The following is a 17,554-nucleotide window of genomic DNA, read 5'->3' as shown; positions in this document are numbered from 1 at the left end:
TGTGGCTCTTTTTGTTTAAGTTGCACTGTCACTTTGTGACAGGATGACAAACCACGAATTTTCACAGGATACTTCTCAGCAAACGACTTCAAAGGTGAATGAGTCCTGTTTGGCTACCGCTTGTTTGACAGGAATACCTAAGCGTTGGCATGTCATTAACAGTTTAAGCTTTCTATCCGCCGGAGCGTGCTCTGAGAGAATGACTGAAGTCAGGCACTGCTTGTTAAGAAACAATTTATTGCCTTTAAGCTCTTCATTAGGTAGTACCCAGCGATATTCTCGTTCATAGCGCCAATTGGAGTGCTTTACCTTAAAGAGCTCGGTACCTAAGCGTAATGGCGGTAAATTATCTAACAAGGGCAAACAGATATCGTTTGGATGGTCTTCATATTGAACCTCGAAGCAGTTTAGGTTTGCGTCACCCTCATAACAGTTAAGGTCATACTCAATACACATACCTTTGAAGTTATCACCATACTGAGACCACAGTATTGGGTGGTCGCTGGACTGTGAGAAACACATAACCTTAAAATCATTTTGAAGGCATTGGCTGAAGATATGGTTAGAATCAAAAGGGTTATTAAAGGATTTAGCGTAATCAAACCACAACGAACACTCGGATATAGATTGTATGTTTCTATCGTGGAGCGATCTGAACTTATAAAGTTTAGGCAACATATAAAACACCTAGTTTACAACATTTTCTGATGTTAACACTTTAATTGGTAATGCAACTCCAAATGCACAGCATTTGATTGCTTAATCACCTTATTTTTAATTATAACTATTTGATAGATCAAAATTTAAACACGAAATAGTAGCCTGTTTAGGTGGTTTATTTTGCCAAATCCAAAAGTGGTCAATAGTGGTTCTGTACGTAAAATATATCAGGGAGCTCTCAGATTTCACACATAGATACTGCGCATTATGTATATTATGTTAAATTATATTTAATAATCATAAGGCAGTGCTCGATATCTGATGCCCTGCCTTCGTTTCTTCTCAACTGATACTGTGTATTTAACCATAATGGTTATTTACCATAAAATACCTAATAAACATATTTCCTAATCTTCGATTAAGAATACGTTTATTAGATCTCAAGCATCAGTCTATCTATAGCTTCTGTTATTTCTTTTGTTCTTACTGGTTTGGTAACGAAATCATTCATACCAACATCTAAACATGAACATTTATCTTCAACGGATGTGTGCGCCGTTAGAGCCACTATTGGTGTTTGGATGTTTGCCTTTCTCATATGTTTGGTTGTGGTTAAACCATCCATGACCGGCATTGAAACGTCCATCAGGATAATGTCTATGGAATCTTTGTTGTCTTGTATAAAGACTATTGCTTCTTCGCCGTTACTTGCGATGAAAACTTCGTGGCCTTGTCGCGTTAGGATTAATTTGATCACCATTTGATTCGTTGGGTTGTCTTCGACAACTAACACTGAATAACGGCTTCTTAAATCTCGTGAAGACTCATTATCTTCAATGTTGGCCAGATTGTTCGTGACTCTGGTAAGCACTGGTAGCTGTACTTCGAATTTAGAACCTTTTCCTGGCTCACTCTCTACCGATATACGCCCATGCATCAGCTCAACTAGTCTTTTGCTGATTGCCAAGCCTAAACCTGTACCGCCAAATCGGCGTGTGATAGTACTATCAGCTTGCACGAATGGGCTGAACAGCGACGAAAGTTGTTGTGAGCTAATGCCAATCCCTGTGTCTTCTACTGTTATGTAGAATGAGCTCTGCTGGTACTTTATAGAAACATGAACATGCCCACGTTCAGTGAACTTAATGGCGTTACCAATTAGATTAAATAGGATTTGAGCCAAACGACTTGGGTCGAGATAATGAAGTTCACTCTCAGGGATATCGCTAGTTACGGTTAGCGCCAAACCTTTATCGTCTGCTGTCTTCTTTTGTTCAGATAACACAAAAGTTACAGTGTCTCTTACGTTGCTCCATTGAGGCGCTAACGAGAAACATCCAGATTCAATCTTAGAAAAATCCAACACGTCACTGATAATTGCCAATAGAAGCTCAGATGATGTGCTCATATTAAGCAGTATAGACTGTTGTTCTTCGTTCAGCGATGTGGATTTTAGGGTGTCTATTAAGCCAATGATGGCGTTTAGCGGCGTTCTTAATTCATGACTCATCATCGCGAGGAATTCCGACTTTGCCTTATTTGCTCTTTCGGCCTCTTTTCTTGCTGTGACAAGTTCTGCCGTGCGTTCTCGAACTGTAGCTTCAAGCTTTTCTTTGTTTTCAATATCAAAGACAGCACGCTCTATCAACGGGCGGAAGCGGTTTAGCGTGGCTTTGGTTTCAATGCTAAAGTGCTTGGTATTGGAGTGAATAAAGATGATTACAGATTGTGTTAGCCCGCTATCGATACCGGTAATTAGAACGGAGTTGATTTGGTCGAGAATAATGGGATGCAGAGAGTTGAATTCTCCAAGAGACTTGGGTTCGAAAAAGATGGCGCATTCACCATTGATGACTCGTGATAGCTTGCCACAATCGCTCCAATTCATCTGTTCGAAGACTTTGTTATTGGTTAGCAGGGTTTTGAAACTGCCTTCGTTCCCTACCCTTGATACCACGATAAAATCATCAAATTTAATGTATTTTTTTAGTACAAACTCAAGGCTGGAGAATATTTCAGATATGTTACTCGCCTTACTGATCGCAGAGATGGTTGATAAGATCACCCTGTTCTCTTCAGCCAGTTTTCGTTCACGGGCTTTTAGTTTTTGCAGTTCAATACGAGCTTCTTGCAGCGCTTCTTGACCTTCAGAACTCATTACTTTTTCAACCTATAAAACGTTGCAGACGATACCATTAAATTCCCGTGTGCGTTTTCACCACCAGATAGCCTGCCTTGCTCACCAAACGTGAACGGACATATGTACGGAAGCCCATTAAGTGCTTGATTTGTTTGGTCACAAACCTCATCCATATCTTGTTTGAGGTTCAACATTGGGCCTGCACAAAAGATATTGATTGCTCCTAATTTCTCTTCAAGGTCCATGTCGTTGTAGTACGAGGAATGGATGATATTAGCTGCACGGCTTATCAACTGCTGCTTAGAACCTTGCATCAAATAGATGGTGTCGCCTTCACTTATGTCGGTGAATAGCTCAATTCCATTACACTCTGTCTCTCTGATCGAATGAGACAATTTGAAATACGGATAGTCGTATGATGAGCCGACTTTCCTGCCCAGTGGATAGACAGAGGACTTTTCAAATATGTAGCCATCATCACTGCCACCCAAGTGGAAATTAGTCCATTCGTTATAAACCGTGACGGCTGGCCTGTGGTCTATCTCCAATAAGATTCGGTTCCTTACCTTGGTCACAGTGCCTGAATAGCGCGTTGGCGTGTGACCTGCACTGAATGAGGAATAGATAGACTGGGATGCAAATACGACGGTTAAAGACACACCATTGATAGAGAGCGACTCTTCGGTAAAGATGCTCCAATTTCCAGAAACCTGATTGTCTGCAGCACTGCCACCAATAATCGGAACCTCAGTACCGAACTTTTTGTCGATAGCCGCCATCACCTTCTCTTCATTACCTGGAGTGGAATGCAGCAAGATCAGATCAGGAATTTCACCTTCTCGGTTAGCGTTCTTGAGTGCTTTATCGATCGCGGTGAAGGTGCTTTGTTCTATAGAGTCGCCAAAGTGCTCGATGCCCGTACCATAGGCATTGATCCCCGAGTCATAAATGATGAGAACGCCAATCACCGGACCTGAATGAAACCCAGTTTCGGTCATAATGCCGTGACAAGTAGTACAACCATGTATTGGAGTGTTAGGGAGAGCGTCTACGAAATATCTCTGCACAGCGAGTGTTGAGTACTCTTCTGTGCAGTAGCAAATAAGACAAGCAATATCCTCAGGGTTTTCCACCCCGCTGAGCAACTCATCTACTGCGATTTTATCGTCTAGGGAGTAAGAGACTTTTGATAGAAATTTCATAGATTCTGGGAAACTTTATTAATGTCCTCTTTATAACACTTTAATGCATTGTGTTTCACTGATTTGGTACATATTTCTACCAAAAGAACCGAGGCGTGACTCAGTTTTTTCTTTGTTACTCTTTAGAAAGGTTTACAGAGAACGTGCTCACCTGTTGTGGAAATGTAACCGTTATTGAGGAGGTCTTATCATTAGTTTGTAACAGCCAATTTGATGCCCCTTTTTCTTCTAGAATTCCGTTTCCATTATGGCTAATGACAAATTTGCCAGTTTTAGATGTTTCGATCGAATACCCTAGGTTATCGTCCGAAATTAAAACATTATGATTATCAATACTAATTTCACAAGGTTTTGAAACGATACAGTTTACTGTTTCGTTATTATCGTATGTCACTGTTCTCCAAGTAAATGCAGCTATTAAAATAACCAACATGACGATAATTTGAACAAGCCTGCCTTTTGTTAGCTTTTGTGCCGCCATTATAATCTTAACTCCTTGTTACAAAGTTCAAAGTTTTTAAATAAAAATCCAATTCCAGACCAAGCGTAAGGTTACTACTCTGTCATTGATTTGTTAATTCAAGTATAGTGTCGCGTTGAAAATGCCACTTTTTTTTAAAATCAGCAAGTGGAAATAAAGCCCTGAATAGGCTGAATTTCCTTTTCTAATTTGGGTGGCATTACGACGTGAGTCGTGTTGGAAGTAAAGTGTAGTAAATAAGAAATTGGAAGCATGCAAATGAGCCAAGAAAAGCAGCTTGAACAAAACTACAACTATACGGTCGTCCGTCAATTTACCCTAGTTACAATTTTGTGGGGTATTGTCGGTATGGGCGTTGGTGTTTTGATTGCCGCTCAATTAGTTTGGCCACAGCTAAACTTTGATACGCCGTGGTTGACGTACAGTCGTTTACGTCCCCTGCATACTAATGCGGTTATTTTTGCGTTCGGTACAAGTGCGCTGTTTGCAACATCATATTATGTTGTGCAACGTACCTGTCAAACGCGTCTCTTTGGTGGCCCTCTCGTAGCCTTTACCTTTTGGGGTTGGCAAGCGATTATCCTGTCCGCTGCAATTACTTTACCGTTAGGTTTAACCTCTGGTAAAGAATACGCAGAACTTGAATGGCCAATCGATATTGCTATTACTCTTGTGTGGGTAGCTTATGCAATCGTGTTCTTCGGAACCATGATTAAACGTAAGACATCGCACATTTACGTAGCAAACTGGTTCTTCGGAGCCTTCATCATCACGGTTGCCGTGTTGCACATCGTTAACAGCCTAGCTGTTCCTGTATCTGCGTTTAAATCGTACTCGATTTATTCCGGAGCGATCGATGCAATGGTGCAATGGTGGTACGGACACAATGCGGTAGGCTTCCTATTGACAGCTGGTTTCCTAGGTATGATGTACTACTTCGTTCCTAAACAAGCTGGTCGCCCTGTTTACTCTTACCGTTTGTCGATTGTTCACTTCTGGGCTCTCGTGTCTCTGTATATCTGGGCTGGTCCTCACCACCTACACTACACTGCACTTCCTGACTGGACTCAATCTCTAGGTATGGTTATGTCTTTGGTTCTGTTTGCTCCATCTTGGGGTGGCATGATCAACGGTATTATGACTCTATCTGGTGCGTGGCATAAGCTTCGCTACGACCCAATCCTACGTTTCCTAATCGTTTCTCTATCATTCTACGGCATGTCGACTTTCGAAGGCCCAATGATGGCAATCAAAACGGTTAACGCACTATCTCACTACACGGACTGGACTATCGGTCACGTTCACTCTGGTGCGTTAGGTTGGGTTGCAATGGTTTCTATCGGTTCGGTTTACCACTTAGTTCCTAAACTATTTGGTCAAGAGCGTATGTACTCTGTATCTCTAATCAATGTTCACTTCTGGTTGGCAACGATTGGTACGGTTTTCTACATTGTTGCAATGTGGATCTCTGGCGTGATGCAAGGTCTGATGTGGCGTGCAGTTAACTCTGACGGTACATTAACTTACAGCTTCGTTGAATCTGTAGAAGCGTCTTACCCGTTCTACTTTGTACGTTTCTTAGGTGGTTTCATCTTCCTATCTGGTATGTTCTTAATGGCATACAACACGTACAAAACTGTTTCTGCACCTAAAGATAGCCTTAAAGCTATCCCTCAACCGGCTTAAGGAGATTTAGAATGAGCTCAAATTCAAATAATCGCCATGAGTTGGTAGAGAAGAACGTTGGCCTACTAGCGATTCTTATCGTTATTGCTATCAGTTTTGGTGCTTTAGTAGAAATTACCCCGCTTATTTTCCAAAAGCAGACAACTGAACCTGTAGAAAATCTACGCGTTTACTCTGCTCTGGAAATGGAAGGTCGTGATATCTACATTCGCGAAGGTTGTAACGTATGTCACAGCCAAATGATTCGTCCTTTCCGCTCTGAAACTGAACGTTACGGTCACTACTCTGTAGCTGGCGAAAGTGTTTGGGAGCACCCATTCCTATGGGGTTCTAAGCGTACTGGTCCTGATCTAGCGCGTGTTGGTGATCGTTACTCTGATGAGTGGCACCGTGTTCACCTTATCGACCCTCGTGAACTTGTTCCTGAATCAAACATGCCTGGTTTCCCATGGCTTGCTGAGAATGTACTTGATGGCAAATTGACTAAACAGAAGCTTGAAATCTTCCGTAATCAATTTGGTGTTCCTTACACAGACGAACAAATTGCTAACGCTAAACAAGATGTTGAAGGAAAAACAGAGATGGATGCAATCATCGCTTACCTTCAATCGCTTGGCCACGCAATGAAATAAGGAATAATTATGGACATTATTACATTTCAAAGTGTTTGGACTGTTACTGTTTTTGCTTGTTTCATCGGCATCGTTTGGTGGGCTTTCGGTAAAAATCGTAAGTCGCGCTTCGACGAAGATGCAAACCTAGTGTTCGCTGATGAAGCACCTGCGAAAGATAAAAATCAAGGAGTGACGAAGTAATGAGTACATTCTGGAGTATTTGGGTAACAGTAATCACAATCGGCACGTTGATTGGCTGTGCAGCCTTACTTCGTTGGTGTTCCAACGATAAAACAGGTGTAGAAGAAGGTCAGGATATGGGCCATGAATACGATGGTATTCGTGAGCTTAATAACCCGCTACCTAAGTGGTGGACATACCTTTTCGTTAGCACAATTGTGTTTGCAGCTGTTTATCTAGCTCTATACCCAGGCCTTGGCAACTTTAAAGGTCTACTAGGTTGGACGAGTTCAAACCAAACAGTTCGTAGCGTAGAAGAGTCTCGCTCTGCAATCGCTGCTGCGCAAGCAAACAAACAGTTAGACGCATACGCGAAAGAGCTTGATGATGCAGACACCTACTTTGGTGAAGCATTCAGAAAGCTAGCTCACGACGAAAATGGTCTACGTTCTGTCCCTGACATTGCATCAGATGCTGATGCAATCAAAGTGGGCCAACGTTTGTTCCTACAAAACTGTTCTCAGTGTCACGGCTCTGATGCACGTGGTCAGAAAGGTTTCCCGAACCTAACTGATGACGCATGGCTATATGGTGGTGAACCACAAGCTATCGTGACTACCATCATGCATGGTCGTGTCGGTCAAATGCCAGGTTGGAAAGACGCTCTTGGCGAAGAAGGCGTAAAAGAAGTAGTTAGCTACACGCTTAGCCTTTCTGGTCGTAGCGTAAACGCACGTGAAGCAGAGGCTGGTAAAGCGCGCTTTGTAGTGTGTGCAGCGTGTCACGGTACTGATGGTAAGGGTAACCCTGCTGTTGGCGCACCTGACCTGACTGACCGCGACTGGCTATTCGGCGATTCTCGCGCTGATGTGACGGAAACAGTCATGTACGGACGTTCTGGTGTAATGCCGGCTTGGAAGGACATCCTCGGTGAGGATAAAGTTCAGCTCGTCTCTGCCTACGTCTGGAGCCTCAGCAACTCAGATAAAGAGTAACATAATAATAACAGCCCCTTCTTAAGGGGCTGTCTTTCTTTTACAGTTATAACCTTAAGTGTTTGTAAAAATTAGTTTTATTTCATTGTATATATTGAGAATAATAATATGGAACAACCTTGGTATAAGCAGTTTTGGCCGTGGTTTTTGATCTTCCTAACCGTTGGCGTTTCTATGCTAACATTGGTTCGAGTCGCGATACTTACCAACCATTCAGTTAACGTTGTCACTGAAGATTACTATAAAAAAGGTAAAGGTATTAATGTCGACATTTCGAAAGTAAATGTTGCTAAAGAGCTTGGCCTATCAGCTTTAGTTAGCGAGAAAGGTAACTCAGTTATCATTACCCTAGACAAAGGCCAGCTAGACCACTTCCCTGCTATTAGCGCAATGTTCGTGCACCGAACGCTGCCTGACCGTGATTTTACTCAGCTACTGACCGCTGATGCGAGAGGCAACTACACGTTGACTCTGGACCATGAAATGCAAGGTCCATGGTTTATCGAGCTTTCTCCGCATGATTCTGAATGGTTAGTGCAAGGTCGCATGAACTTCCCTATTGATACTCCTACTCAACTAACGAACTAAAGCTTATGTGTGAATCCTGTTATCACTGCGGTGAAGATGTACCAGCGGAAACGGATTTTAAAGTAGAAATCTTAGGATCGGTGCGACCTATGTGTTGTCCGGGTTGCGAAACCGTAGCCCAGACAATCGTTGATAGCGGTTTGGTCTCTTACTACCAATATCGTACCGCCCCAGCTGAAAAAGCGGATCTCGTGCCAGAGCAACTTCTGGCACTCAGTCATTACGACAACGAAGATGTTCAATTGGAGTTCGTCCGTAACTCTGAAAATACCTCTGAAGTGACATTGTCACTAGAGGGTATCTCTTGTGCTGCTTGTGCATGGCTTATTGAGAAGCAAGTTTCTTCAAAGTTAGGGGTTGTTAGTATTCGTGTTAATACCACGACTAACCGCGCCCTGCTCAGTTGGGACAACACTCAGACAAAACTGAGCGAGCTGTTGTCTACAATCCATACCTTAGGCTACAAAGCCGCACCATTTGAGGCTGATCAACAAGAAGCCGCCTATCATCGTTCGATGAAGAATTATCTCTATCGTCTTGGTATTGCTGGTTTAGCAACCATGCAGGTCATGATGCTGGCTGTGGCGTTGTATCTTGAAGTCTTCGGTAACCTTGAGCCCGAATTCAAAAGCTACTTCCGTTGGGTGAGCTTAATCTTTGCAACACCGGTTCTGCTCTACTCTGCATTGCCTTTCTATATCAATGCGTGGCGTAGCCTCAAAGGTCGAACATTGGGTATGGATGTACCTGTCTCGATCGCTCTGCTGTTTGCCTACGTGGCAAGTGTGGTGGCAACCGTGACAGAGAAAGGAGAAGTTTTCTTCGAATCTATCTCGATGTTCACCTTCTTCCTACTACTTGGTCGTTTCTTAGAGATGCGAGCACGTCGTAAAGCAGCGGCTGCGAGTGGTAACCTACTTAAGCTCGTCCCTGCTATGGCGACAACGCTAGACGGTGAGCAAGTGCCAGTGAAAACCCTAAAAGTAGGCGACAAGATCCGTGTACTTCCGGGTGAACACATTCCTGCGGATGGTAAAGTACTTTCTGGCCGAGTTCATATTGATGAATCTATGCTGACTGGCGAATCTATCCATGTTGTGAAAAACGAAGGCGATACTGTTTACGCTGGTACATTGAATGGCGATGAGTCATTTGAACTGGAAGTGATGACATCAAAAGCGGACTCTGTGATCTCTAATATTGTTCGTCTGCAAGATGAAGCGCAGTTATCTAAGCCTCGTATTGCAGAGATTGCCGATATTGTGGCTCGTTACTTTGTTGCAGTTATCTTAGTTATCTCCTTCGGTACTTGGTTCTACTGGCATCAAACACGACCAGAAGACGCATTCTGGATCATGTTGTCTGTACTGGTTGCGACTTGTCCATGTGCTCTTTCACTGGCGACACCGACAGCAATTACTTGTTCAACGTCCCGTATGGGTAACTTTGGTATTTTACTGCGTAAAGGTCATGTATTCGAAACCTTATGCAAAGTTAACCACTTGATCATTGATAAGACGGGTACGTTGACTGAGGGTGATATTCGTATTAGCCAAGTGGAAACTTTCTCAGAGCTTGATAAAGAGACATGTTTAAAAGTGGCTGCGAGCCTAGAACAGCATGCTAACCACCCTATTGCGAAAGCATTCAAAACTAACGTGTCCGATGATGTTGAAGTCAATTCCGTAAACAACGTTATTGGTTCGGGTATTACTGGCGAGTGGAACGGTCAAGAAGTGGCGATCGGTAGTAGTGAGTTTATTCTTGGTGAAGCTCAACCGACGCAAAGCAACGGTATCTACTTATCGTTGGCTGGACGTCATATTGCTACCTTTACTTATGAAGACCCGATTCGTAAAGAAAGCACTGAGTTCATCCAAAAGTTCAAAGAAGCGGGCATTAAAACTACCCTGCTGACTGGTGACTCCTTGATTAACGCGAAGCCTGTTGCTGAAGAAATTGGTATTACCGACATCGTTGCGAATGCTAAGCCAGAGGATAAGCTTGCTTACCTTAACTCTCGTGATGAAAAAGACATCACCATGATGGTTGGCGACGGTATTAACGATGCGCCTATTCTTGCGGGTGCTCACCTTTCTGTCGCGATGGGCGGCGGTACAGATGTAGCAAAAGCCTCTGCAGACATGGTTTTATTGGGCGACAAGCTTGATAGATTACTTAAGTCCCGTACATTGGCGCTAAAAACGCGTAAGATAATCCGAGAAAACCTAGCATGGTCATTGGGATACAACCTACTTATCCTTCCATTGGCTGTAGCAGGTTTGGTTGCTCCATACATTGCCGTTGTTGGCATGTCTGCAAGCTCTATTATTGTTGTGTCTAACTCGTTAAGGCTTTTAAAAGAGCAAGGTAAATAATGGAAAGTTTATACATCCTGATTCCCATTGCGATTGTATTGGTGTGTATCGCTGTTGGTATTTTTCTATGGGCGGTAAAGAGCGAACAGTTTGAAGATCTGGAACGTCAAGGTCACAATATTTTGTTTGATGAAGACGAAAAAGCCCATGACTACTCTGACCGCAAGCCTGTAAAGAATGTCAAAGCTAATATAGAAAGCCCAACTAACCTAGATAAAAAGAACGATGACGCCTGATTGGATCGGAGCCTTTGTTGTCGGACTGATCGGCGCGGGCCACTGCGTTGGAATGTGTGGTGGCATTGCGTCGCTCCTTTCAATCGGCAATACTAAACCTTCCCCGGTTATTCCCCTACTTTACAACCTTGGTCGTCTACTTAGCTATGCTGTGATTGGTGGTGTGATCGGCGGTGCTATCTCTTCAATTGGTCAACTTAGCGATTTCAACGCGCTACTTAATTGGCTTCGTTTGTTCGCTGCCATCTTTATGATCATTTTGGGTCTGTATATCGGTAAGTGGTGGTTTGGCTTGCTGTTCTTTGAAAAGGTCGGTCAGAAGTTATGGCGTTATATCGCCCCGGTCGGTAAGTCTTTCCTTCCACTGAAACATCCAAGCCATGCTCTGCCGTTTGGTTTTATTTGGGGGTGGCTACCGTGTGGCTTGGTCTACTCTATGCTGACCTGGGCGGCTGTGTCAGGCAGTTGGTATAATGGAGCCGGAATTATGCTCGCATTTGGCTTAGGAACGCTTCCAGCTATGCTGACGGTTGGTATGGGCGCTAGCTTCCTCAAGAAATTGCAACAAGCTGTCTTATTTCGCCAACTCGGTGCGATTTTAATCTTGATTTACGGTCTCTATACTGGATATATGGCACTGCAGCTCATTATTTATACCGTATAGTCATTCTTTAAATCCGGTTTTTTTACTACCCAACTGGATAAAGGAATGCTAAAATATTGACGTATATCAAATAGTGAAAGATTGTTATGATTTCTGAAAAGCCTGTAACGAAACGTGTCCAATCTGGTGGTTGTGCGATCCATTGCCAGGATTGTAGTATTAGCCAACTTTGTATTCCGTTCACTTTGAATGAATCTGAACTTGATCAACTTGATCAGATCATTGAGAGAAAAAAGCCTATTCAAAAAGGCCAAGAGTTATTTAAAGCTGGTGACGAGCTTAAGTCGCTATACGCTATTCGCTCTGGAACGATCAAAAGCTACACGATTACCGAGCAAGGTGACGAGCAGATTACTGCATTCCACCTAGCGGGCGATCTTGTTGGTTTTGATGCGATTACTGGTGACCTACACCCTAGTTTCGCACAGGCACTAGAAACTTCTATGGTATGTGAAATCCCATACGAGATTCTTGATGACCTATCAGGAAAAATGCCTAAGTTGCGTCAGCAAATTATGCGCCTGATGAGTAACGAGATTAAAGGCGACCAAGAAATGATTCTGCTTCTTTCTAAGAAGAACGCGGAAGAGCGTCTTGCTGCATTCCTTTACAACCTTTCAACTCGCTTCTCTCAACGTGGTTTTAGCCCACGAGAGTTCCGCCTAACGATGACTCGTGGCGACATTGGTAACTACCTAGGTTTAACGGTTGAAACTATTAGCCGTCTCTTAGGTCGTTTCCAGAAAGCAGATATCCTGAGCGTTAAAGGCAAATATATCACTATCGAAGATCATGATGCGCTGATGGAACTTGCTGGCGTTTCAAAAGAATAGTCTAGATATCAATGATGTAGTTCAATAATGAGCTACATCATGTTTCTCCGCTAAAACCTCTTTTATTTCTCTTAATCTCTCCATAACTACGCTACATTATTTATATGTTCGGTCTGAAAAGTAGGCTTAGTTATGAGTATCTATAACAAAATTTTAGTTGTCGCAGACATTAATCACGATGAGCAACCTGCTCTAGTTCGTGCTATCCAACTTGCTAAGAAAAGCACCTCAACAAGCCATATCACTTTCTTTTTGTCTATCTACGATTTCTCGTATGAAATGACATCCATGCTTTCTATCGATGAAAGAGACGCGATGCGCAAAGGCGTTATCCATCAGCGCGAAATCTGGATGAATAAAGTCGCACAGCCTTACCTAGATGATTCTATTGAATTTAATGTTCAAGTGGTTTGGCATAACCGCCCTTACGAAGCCATCATTGCCGAAGTTTATAGCGGTGGTCACGATATTTTGATTAAGGGCACGCGCAAGCATGATACTTTAGAATCAGTTATCTTCACGCCGACTGATTGGCACTTATTGAGAAAATGCCCTAGCCCTGTGCTGCTTGTTAAAAACGATTTCTGGCCAGAACACGCAAAAATTTATGCTTCGGTTCACGTAGGCTCAGAGACGGAAGCGCATATAGAACTTAACAATACTATGGTTGATCGACTCCTTGAGATTACTGGTCGTCTAGATGCGGAACCTTTCTTAGTTAACGCTTATCCAGTAACTCCGGCGAATATCACAATTGAGCTGCCTGAGTTTGACCCAACCTCTTACACTGATGCAGTTCGCGGCCATCACTTAACGGCGATGAAGGCACTGCGTCAGAAGCACGGTATGTGTGAAGAGCAGACCGTTGTTGAGCAAGGCTTGCCTGAAGATGTCATTCCACGTGTCGCGTCTGAGACCAACGCGGCTATGGTTATTTTAGGTACAACTGGCCGCACTGGCTTATCTGCGGTGTTTATTGGTAATACGGCGGAGCATGTTATCGATAAGATTAACTGTGATGTTTTGGCTCTTAAGCCATCTGGTTACGTTAGCCCACTCGACCCTAACCTTTCGAAAGGTTAATGCGTTTAAGCAGACGAGCTTAACTGCGAGTTCAATTCATAAAAAAACGCCTCAAGTATTGCTTGAGGCGTTTTTGTTTGTCTGTTGTAGGCGCATCTATTGCTCTAAAACGATTGTTCGTTTATACGTTCGTTACGTCAATGAACATTGACTCATCGATGTTAGAAGATGAAATTTCAGCTTCTTGGAACTCGTACTCTTCACGTTCGCCGCTACGGTCTAGTGGAAGGTTTACGAAGTCAAACAGTTCGCGGTCAGCCAGCTGGCTTGGACTAACATTTTGAATTGATTTAAAAATCTTTTCAACGCGGCCAGGTGTCTTCTTATCCCAATCAATTAGCATTGCTTTAATGCTTTGACGTTGTAGATTTTCTTGCGAGCCACATAGGTTACAAGGAATGATTGGGAACTCTTTGTGTTCAGCGTATTTGATTAGGTCTGTTTCACGACAGTAAGTCAGTGGGCGAATAACGACGTTACGACCATCGTCAGAACGTAGCTTAGGTGGCATAGCCTTTAAACGAGCGCCGTGGAACATGTTAAGGAACATAGTTTCAACGATGTCATCCATATGGTGGCCAAGAGCGATCTTAGTCGCGCCAATTTTCTCAGCGAACGAGTACAAAGTACCACGACGCAGACGAGAACATAGGCCACACGTTGTTTTACCTTCAGGAATCTTCTCTTTAACTACTGAGTACGTATCTTTATCTACGATGTAGTAAGGAATGTTCAGCGTTTCAAAGTATTCAGGAAGAATGTGCTCAGGGAACCCAGGTTGTTTTTGATCTAGGTTTACCGCAACAACATCAAATTTGATTGGTGCTGCTTCACGTAAACGTAGCAAAATATCTAGCATCGCAAATGAATCTTTACCGCCACTGATACATGCCATTACCACATCATTCTCTTCGATCATGTTGTAGTCGATGATGGCATTTCCAACATTTCTTCTCAGGCGTTTCTGAAGTTTGTTGAATTCTAGTACTTCTTTTCTATTATCGTTTTGGTTCATTGCGACTCTCACACCGTCGTATTACCGACTGTAGACTGCTAGTGGGACTGTTTTAGGGCGTGGATTATACGGATTTTTATTTCATGTTGAAATAGTAACGGCAGGATAAACAAGGCGACTGGTTGAAAGATTCCACTTTATGTAGTGAGAAGTACTCATCTTTAACAAAAAATGAGCTTCACAAGTGCAAACTACGCAGGTTGCAGAAACAGAAAAGCAGCCAAACTTGGTTTGAGTTGGCTGCTTTACGATGTGTTACTTAGATTAATGCCGTGTGGTCAATCGCCTAACTCAACATTATTGAGCCGGAATGTAAGGCAACACACGGGTTGTGGCTTCTGGTAACATGATGTTGTCACTTCCGTTAAGTTCTTCTAGTGTGAACTTAGTTCGCCCCTGGGTAATAGGGATTTGCTTGCCGTTAGAAAGCGTGATGTTACCTTCAAGCTTGTTTGCGAACTCAAGCGTTAACCCTTGTATGTCCGGTGTGAACCAGCTTGAGAACATGCCGCTGACGTCTTCTAACATTGCTTGCATCTGAGGTAACAAGTTTTCCAGCTGCGCAACCTCAACCGTTCCAGCTAAAGGTGCTTTAGTCATAACAACCAGAGAGTATGCGCACTCTTGTTCTTTTGTTTGCACAAAAATAAGCGGGTTTGCCGAACGAAGGTTTTGGTCAACAGGTAGCAATAGCTCGTTAGCTGGAGAGACTTTCAGCTCTTCATAGTGCTCTTCTTTTTCCATCCAAGCTTTGCTGATATGGCAGGTTGTTTGGGCTTGCTGATCGACAAAGAAGACTGCAACTTTAACGTCATCATGCCCTTCTTTGGTGTTGTTTTTAAGCTGTGTGTAAAGCTTAGAATAGGTAAACATGTATTCTTGCGCTGCAGCAGGTAAAGAGATCCCTAGGCTTAGAGAAGCTAATAAAGCGAGTGCTGTCTTGTTCATTGTTATAGTCTTGTCGAAGTTGAGCGTTTATAAATATAAAGAGCAGCAAATGAGCTGCTCTTTATGTGATGTTATTTGGTCAAACTTACCTTTGAAGCTCACCAAATGACTATCAAATCGAGTTACTTTTTCCAGTATACCTCGTTGTGACGGATCATAGCTTGTAAATCAGTCACATAGTCTGAACCTCGCTCAGAATATTTTAGCAAGCCGTTGGTAAGCTCTGTTGCGGTCTGGGTCGTTAGCAGATCGTCGCCCTTTGCCGCTAGTTTTGCACGAATCGCTCTTAGGTCTGCGTAAGCAAGGTTTCGGTTAAGATTCATGAAGTAACGATGCACAGATTCTTGGCTCGAAGAGAAAGTCGCAACCTCATGCGAGCTACCTTCGTTACGTTGTAGCGGAACTAGGCCACAACCTTTGGTGTAACACCAATGACCAAAATAGTTATTCGCTTTAGTCGCGAAACGCGATGTACCCCAAGCTGATTCATTTGCCGCCTGAGTTAATACAAGCGCTTCAGGTAACACGTTTACACGATTCAACATTTCTTTCAGCCAAGCATCATCCAAACCCGATGAAGGCACTGGCAGGCTATACAGTTTACCTAGTCTCTTTGCGTACAACGCGTCTTCAGAATCAACATTGCTCAATCCTGTTTCTGAAAGCTTAGTTAGAAACGCACGTTCTTTCGTGATTCGCTTGTTTTCGATGTTGATACTTGGGCGAAGATAAGAAAAGAAGGTGCGTTTCTTTTCATTTACACCTTCAATAGCTGCGAAATCTGGCTTGTCAGAAGATACGGTCAAGTCACCAAACTTTTGTTCTGAGTCTGGGGCCGCTTGACCAGCTCGCCTTTGCTCTTCCTCTTGTTGGTAAAGCATTGGACCAACTAACGAGATTGAGCCAACTAGGGCTAATGCTGTCACTTTTAGCGCAAGTGATTTACTTGCGCTTGATTTCGAGTTGTTATGCATCGAATACCTGTGGGTCTTTGTTGTTGCTACCGCTGTGGTCGTCGTCGCTCTTTGGTCTGTCTGACGCAATTACTCTAAGTTTAATGCCAAACATCTCGCGGTAAAGAATGCCTTTCACGTGGAAAAAGAAAGGTAAAACGAAGATAAGACCAATGCCGTACATCATTGCCGCGACAATGAACATCAGCATTACTAATAAGTAGATAGAAGCAACTGTGAAGATTTTCTTGTTTACAGCACGGAGAGAAAGCAGCAGCGATTGCATTGGTGGTACTTTCTTATCGCAAATCAACAGGATCGATTGGCTGAATGCAACCGAGAAGTAAATCGACAGAAACGGCAGGATCATGCCTGCAATACCTTGAAGAATCAGGCTAAACAGAGTCACAAGGATAACAGGAATTGTAAACTGTAAGCCTTTGCCAATGTGGCAAACTTTAGTTTGCAGACCAGCAGCGTGACTCATCGCCATCAAACAGATACCTGCATAGATAGGTGCGCTGATAACTTCATAGCTGAAATTTGCAATAAAGATCGATTCAATGATTTGTGGCGTAAACGACTCAGGGTGGACAACCGCATCCAAGATAACCGCTGGATCTCCAAGCTGTAGTTTAAGTGCGATATAAAAGATAGCGAGTTGCACAAACATTAAAGCAACAATCGCAGGGGAAAACGAAAGAAAGTGACTTATCGTATGTTTCCAAGCTTCTTGGAATACAGCCGTAGCTTTGAGCTCATAATCGCCTGAAAGTGCACGGTTGATACTACCGCCCAAATTAAAATCTTTTTCGATGTCGTTGTTCATATTGATACCTAGGTGCGCTAAATAAACGAAGCGACCTAACTTATTGATAAAAAATTACCTTCATTATAC

18 protein-coding genes are annotated in these 17,554 nt (G+C 43.1%); 10 read left to right on the top strand and 8 right to left on the bottom strand.

What is annotated here, in order from left to right:
- Window positions 1-75: 75 nt before the first annotated feature.
- The 4 genes from L1D11_RS03505 to L1D11_RS03490 form a co-directional block, all read right to left on the bottom strand.
- The gene (locus L1D11_RS03505) at window positions 76-678 is read right to left on the bottom strand and encodes a DUF2971 domain-containing protein (RefSeq protein ID WP_239834808.1); all 603 of its coding nucleotides are present in this window, start codon (window positions 676-678) and stop codon (window positions 76-78) included.
- A 415-nt stretch (window positions 679-1,093) separates the two neighbouring features.
- Window positions 1,094-2,818, bottom strand: a complete 1,725-nt coding sequence (locus L1D11_RS03500) for an ATP-binding protein (RefSeq protein WP_239834606.1) — start codon at window positions 2,816-2,818, stop codon at window positions 1,094-1,096.
- Complete coding sequence (locus L1D11_RS03495; RefSeq protein ID WP_239834605.1) at window positions 2,818-4,002, bottom strand: FIST N-terminal domain-containing protein; 1,185 nt, start codon at window positions 4,000-4,002, stop codon at window positions 2,818-2,820. Before L1D11_RS03495 ends, L1D11_RS03500 begins: the two co-directional genes overlap by 1 nt.
- Before the next feature lie 115 nt (window positions 4,003-4,117).
- Window positions 4,118-4,483, bottom strand: a complete 366-nt coding sequence (locus L1D11_RS03490) for a hypothetical protein (protein WP_239834604.1) — start codon at window positions 4,481-4,483, stop codon at window positions 4,118-4,120.
- Between the two features lie 252 nt (window positions 4,484-4,735).
- Between L1D11_RS03490 and ccoN the strand changes: the two genes are divergently transcribed.
- The 10 genes from ccoN (at window position 4,736) to uspE (ending at window position 13,740) form a co-directional block, all read left to right on the top strand.
- Window positions 4,736-6,169 carry a cytochrome-c oxidase, cbb3-type subunit I gene (gene ccoN, locus L1D11_RS03485; protein ID WP_102424429.1) on the top strand — a complete coding sequence of 478 codons (1,434 nt, stop codon included), beginning with the start codon at window positions 4,736-4,738 and terminating at the stop codon, window positions 6,167-6,169.
- Window positions 6,170-6,180: 11 nt separating this feature from the next.
- Complete coding sequence (gene ccoO, locus L1D11_RS03480) at window positions 6,181-6,801, top strand: cytochrome-c oxidase, cbb3-type subunit II (RefSeq protein ID WP_017059643.1); 621 nt, start codon at window positions 6,181-6,183, stop codon at window positions 6,799-6,801.
- 9 nt (window positions 6,802-6,810) lie between these two features.
- The gene (locus L1D11_RS03475; RefSeq protein WP_004733679.1) at window positions 6,811-6,984 is read left to right on the top strand and encodes a CcoQ/FixQ family Cbb3-type cytochrome c oxidase assembly chaperone; all 174 of its coding nucleotides are present in this window, start codon (window positions 6,811-6,813) and stop codon (window positions 6,982-6,984) included.
- Window positions 6,984-7,958 (top strand): cytochrome-c oxidase, cbb3-type subunit III, encoded by a 975-nt coding sequence (ccoP, locus tag L1D11_RS03470; protein ID WP_017063857.1) that lies wholly within the window; start codon window positions 6,984-6,986, stop codon window positions 7,956-7,958. The genes L1D11_RS03475 and ccoP overlap by 1 nt, the downstream gene beginning before the upstream one ends.
- Window positions 7,959-8,066: 108 nt before the next feature.
- Window positions 8,067-8,546, top strand: a complete 480-nt coding sequence (locus L1D11_RS03465) for a FixH family protein (RefSeq protein ID WP_239833367.1) — start codon at window positions 8,067-8,069, stop codon at window positions 8,544-8,546.
- Between the two features lie 5 nt (window positions 8,547-8,551).
- The gene (locus tag L1D11_RS03460) at window positions 8,552-10,924 is read left to right on the top strand and encodes a heavy metal translocating P-type ATPase metal-binding domain-containing protein (RefSeq protein ID WP_239833366.1); all 2,373 of its coding nucleotides are present in this window, start codon (window positions 8,552-8,554) and stop codon (window positions 10,922-10,924) included.
- On the top strand, window positions 10,924-11,160 hold the full coding sequence (gene ccoS, locus L1D11_RS03455) for a cbb3-type cytochrome oxidase assembly protein CcoS (protein WP_239833365.1): 237 nt from the start codon (window positions 10,924-10,926) through the stop codon (window positions 11,158-11,160). Before L1D11_RS03460 ends, ccoS begins: the two co-directional genes overlap by 1 nt.
- Window positions 11,150-11,824 (top strand): sulfite exporter TauE/SafE family protein, encoded by a 675-nt coding sequence (locus L1D11_RS03450; RefSeq protein ID WP_239833364.1) that lies wholly within the window; start codon window positions 11,150-11,152, stop codon window positions 11,822-11,824. The genes ccoS and L1D11_RS03450 overlap by 11 nt, the downstream gene beginning before the upstream one ends.
- A gap of 86 nt (window positions 11,825-11,910) precedes the next feature.
- Entirely contained in the window at window positions 11,911-12,657 is a 747-nt protein-coding gene (locus L1D11_RS03445) for an FNR family transcription factor (protein ID WP_017632474.1), read from the top strand.
- Between the two features lie 132 nt (window positions 12,658-12,789).
- Window positions 12,790-13,740: a universal stress protein UspE gene (gene uspE / locus L1D11_RS03440; RefSeq protein ID WP_239833363.1), complete on the top strand. Its 951-nt coding sequence runs from the start codon at window positions 12,790-12,792 to the stop codon at window positions 13,738-13,740.
- A gap of 121 nt (window positions 13,741-13,861) precedes the next feature.
- Here uspE and ttcA read toward each other — a convergent pair whose 3' ends face one another.
- From ttcA to L1D11_RS03420, 4 genes are all read right to left on the bottom strand, one after another.
- The gene (gene ttcA / locus L1D11_RS03435; protein WP_008221945.1) at window positions 13,862-14,755 is read right to left on the bottom strand and encodes a tRNA 2-thiocytidine(32) synthetase TtcA; all 894 of its coding nucleotides are present in this window, start codon (window positions 14,753-14,755) and stop codon (window positions 13,862-13,864) included.
- A 297-nt stretch (window positions 14,756-15,052) separates the two neighbouring features.
- Window positions 15,053-15,703, bottom strand: a complete 651-nt coding sequence (locus L1D11_RS03430; RefSeq protein WP_239833362.1) for a DUF2987 domain-containing protein — start codon at window positions 15,701-15,703, stop codon at window positions 15,053-15,055.
- A 122-nt stretch (window positions 15,704-15,825) separates the two neighbouring features.
- Entirely contained in the window at window positions 15,826-16,677 is an 852-nt protein-coding gene (locus L1D11_RS03425; RefSeq protein WP_239833361.1) for a glucosaminidase domain-containing protein, read from the bottom strand.
- Window positions 16,670-17,485 (bottom strand): hypothetical protein, encoded by an 816-nt coding sequence (locus tag L1D11_RS03420; RefSeq protein WP_239833360.1) that lies wholly within the window; start codon window positions 17,483-17,485, stop codon window positions 16,670-16,672. Before L1D11_RS03420 ends, L1D11_RS03425 begins: the two co-directional genes overlap by 8 nt.
- Window positions 17,486-17,554: the final 69 nt, after the last annotated feature.

Origin of the sequence: Vibrio sp. Isolate32 (genome assembly GCF_022397955.1) — a bacterium.
In the GTDB taxonomy this organism is placed as follows: domain Bacteria; phylum Pseudomonadota; class Gammaproteobacteria; order Enterobacterales; family Vibrionaceae; genus Vibrio.
Note: the sequence above shows the minus strand (reverse complement) of the source record. Positions and strands in the feature narration are given on the sequence as shown.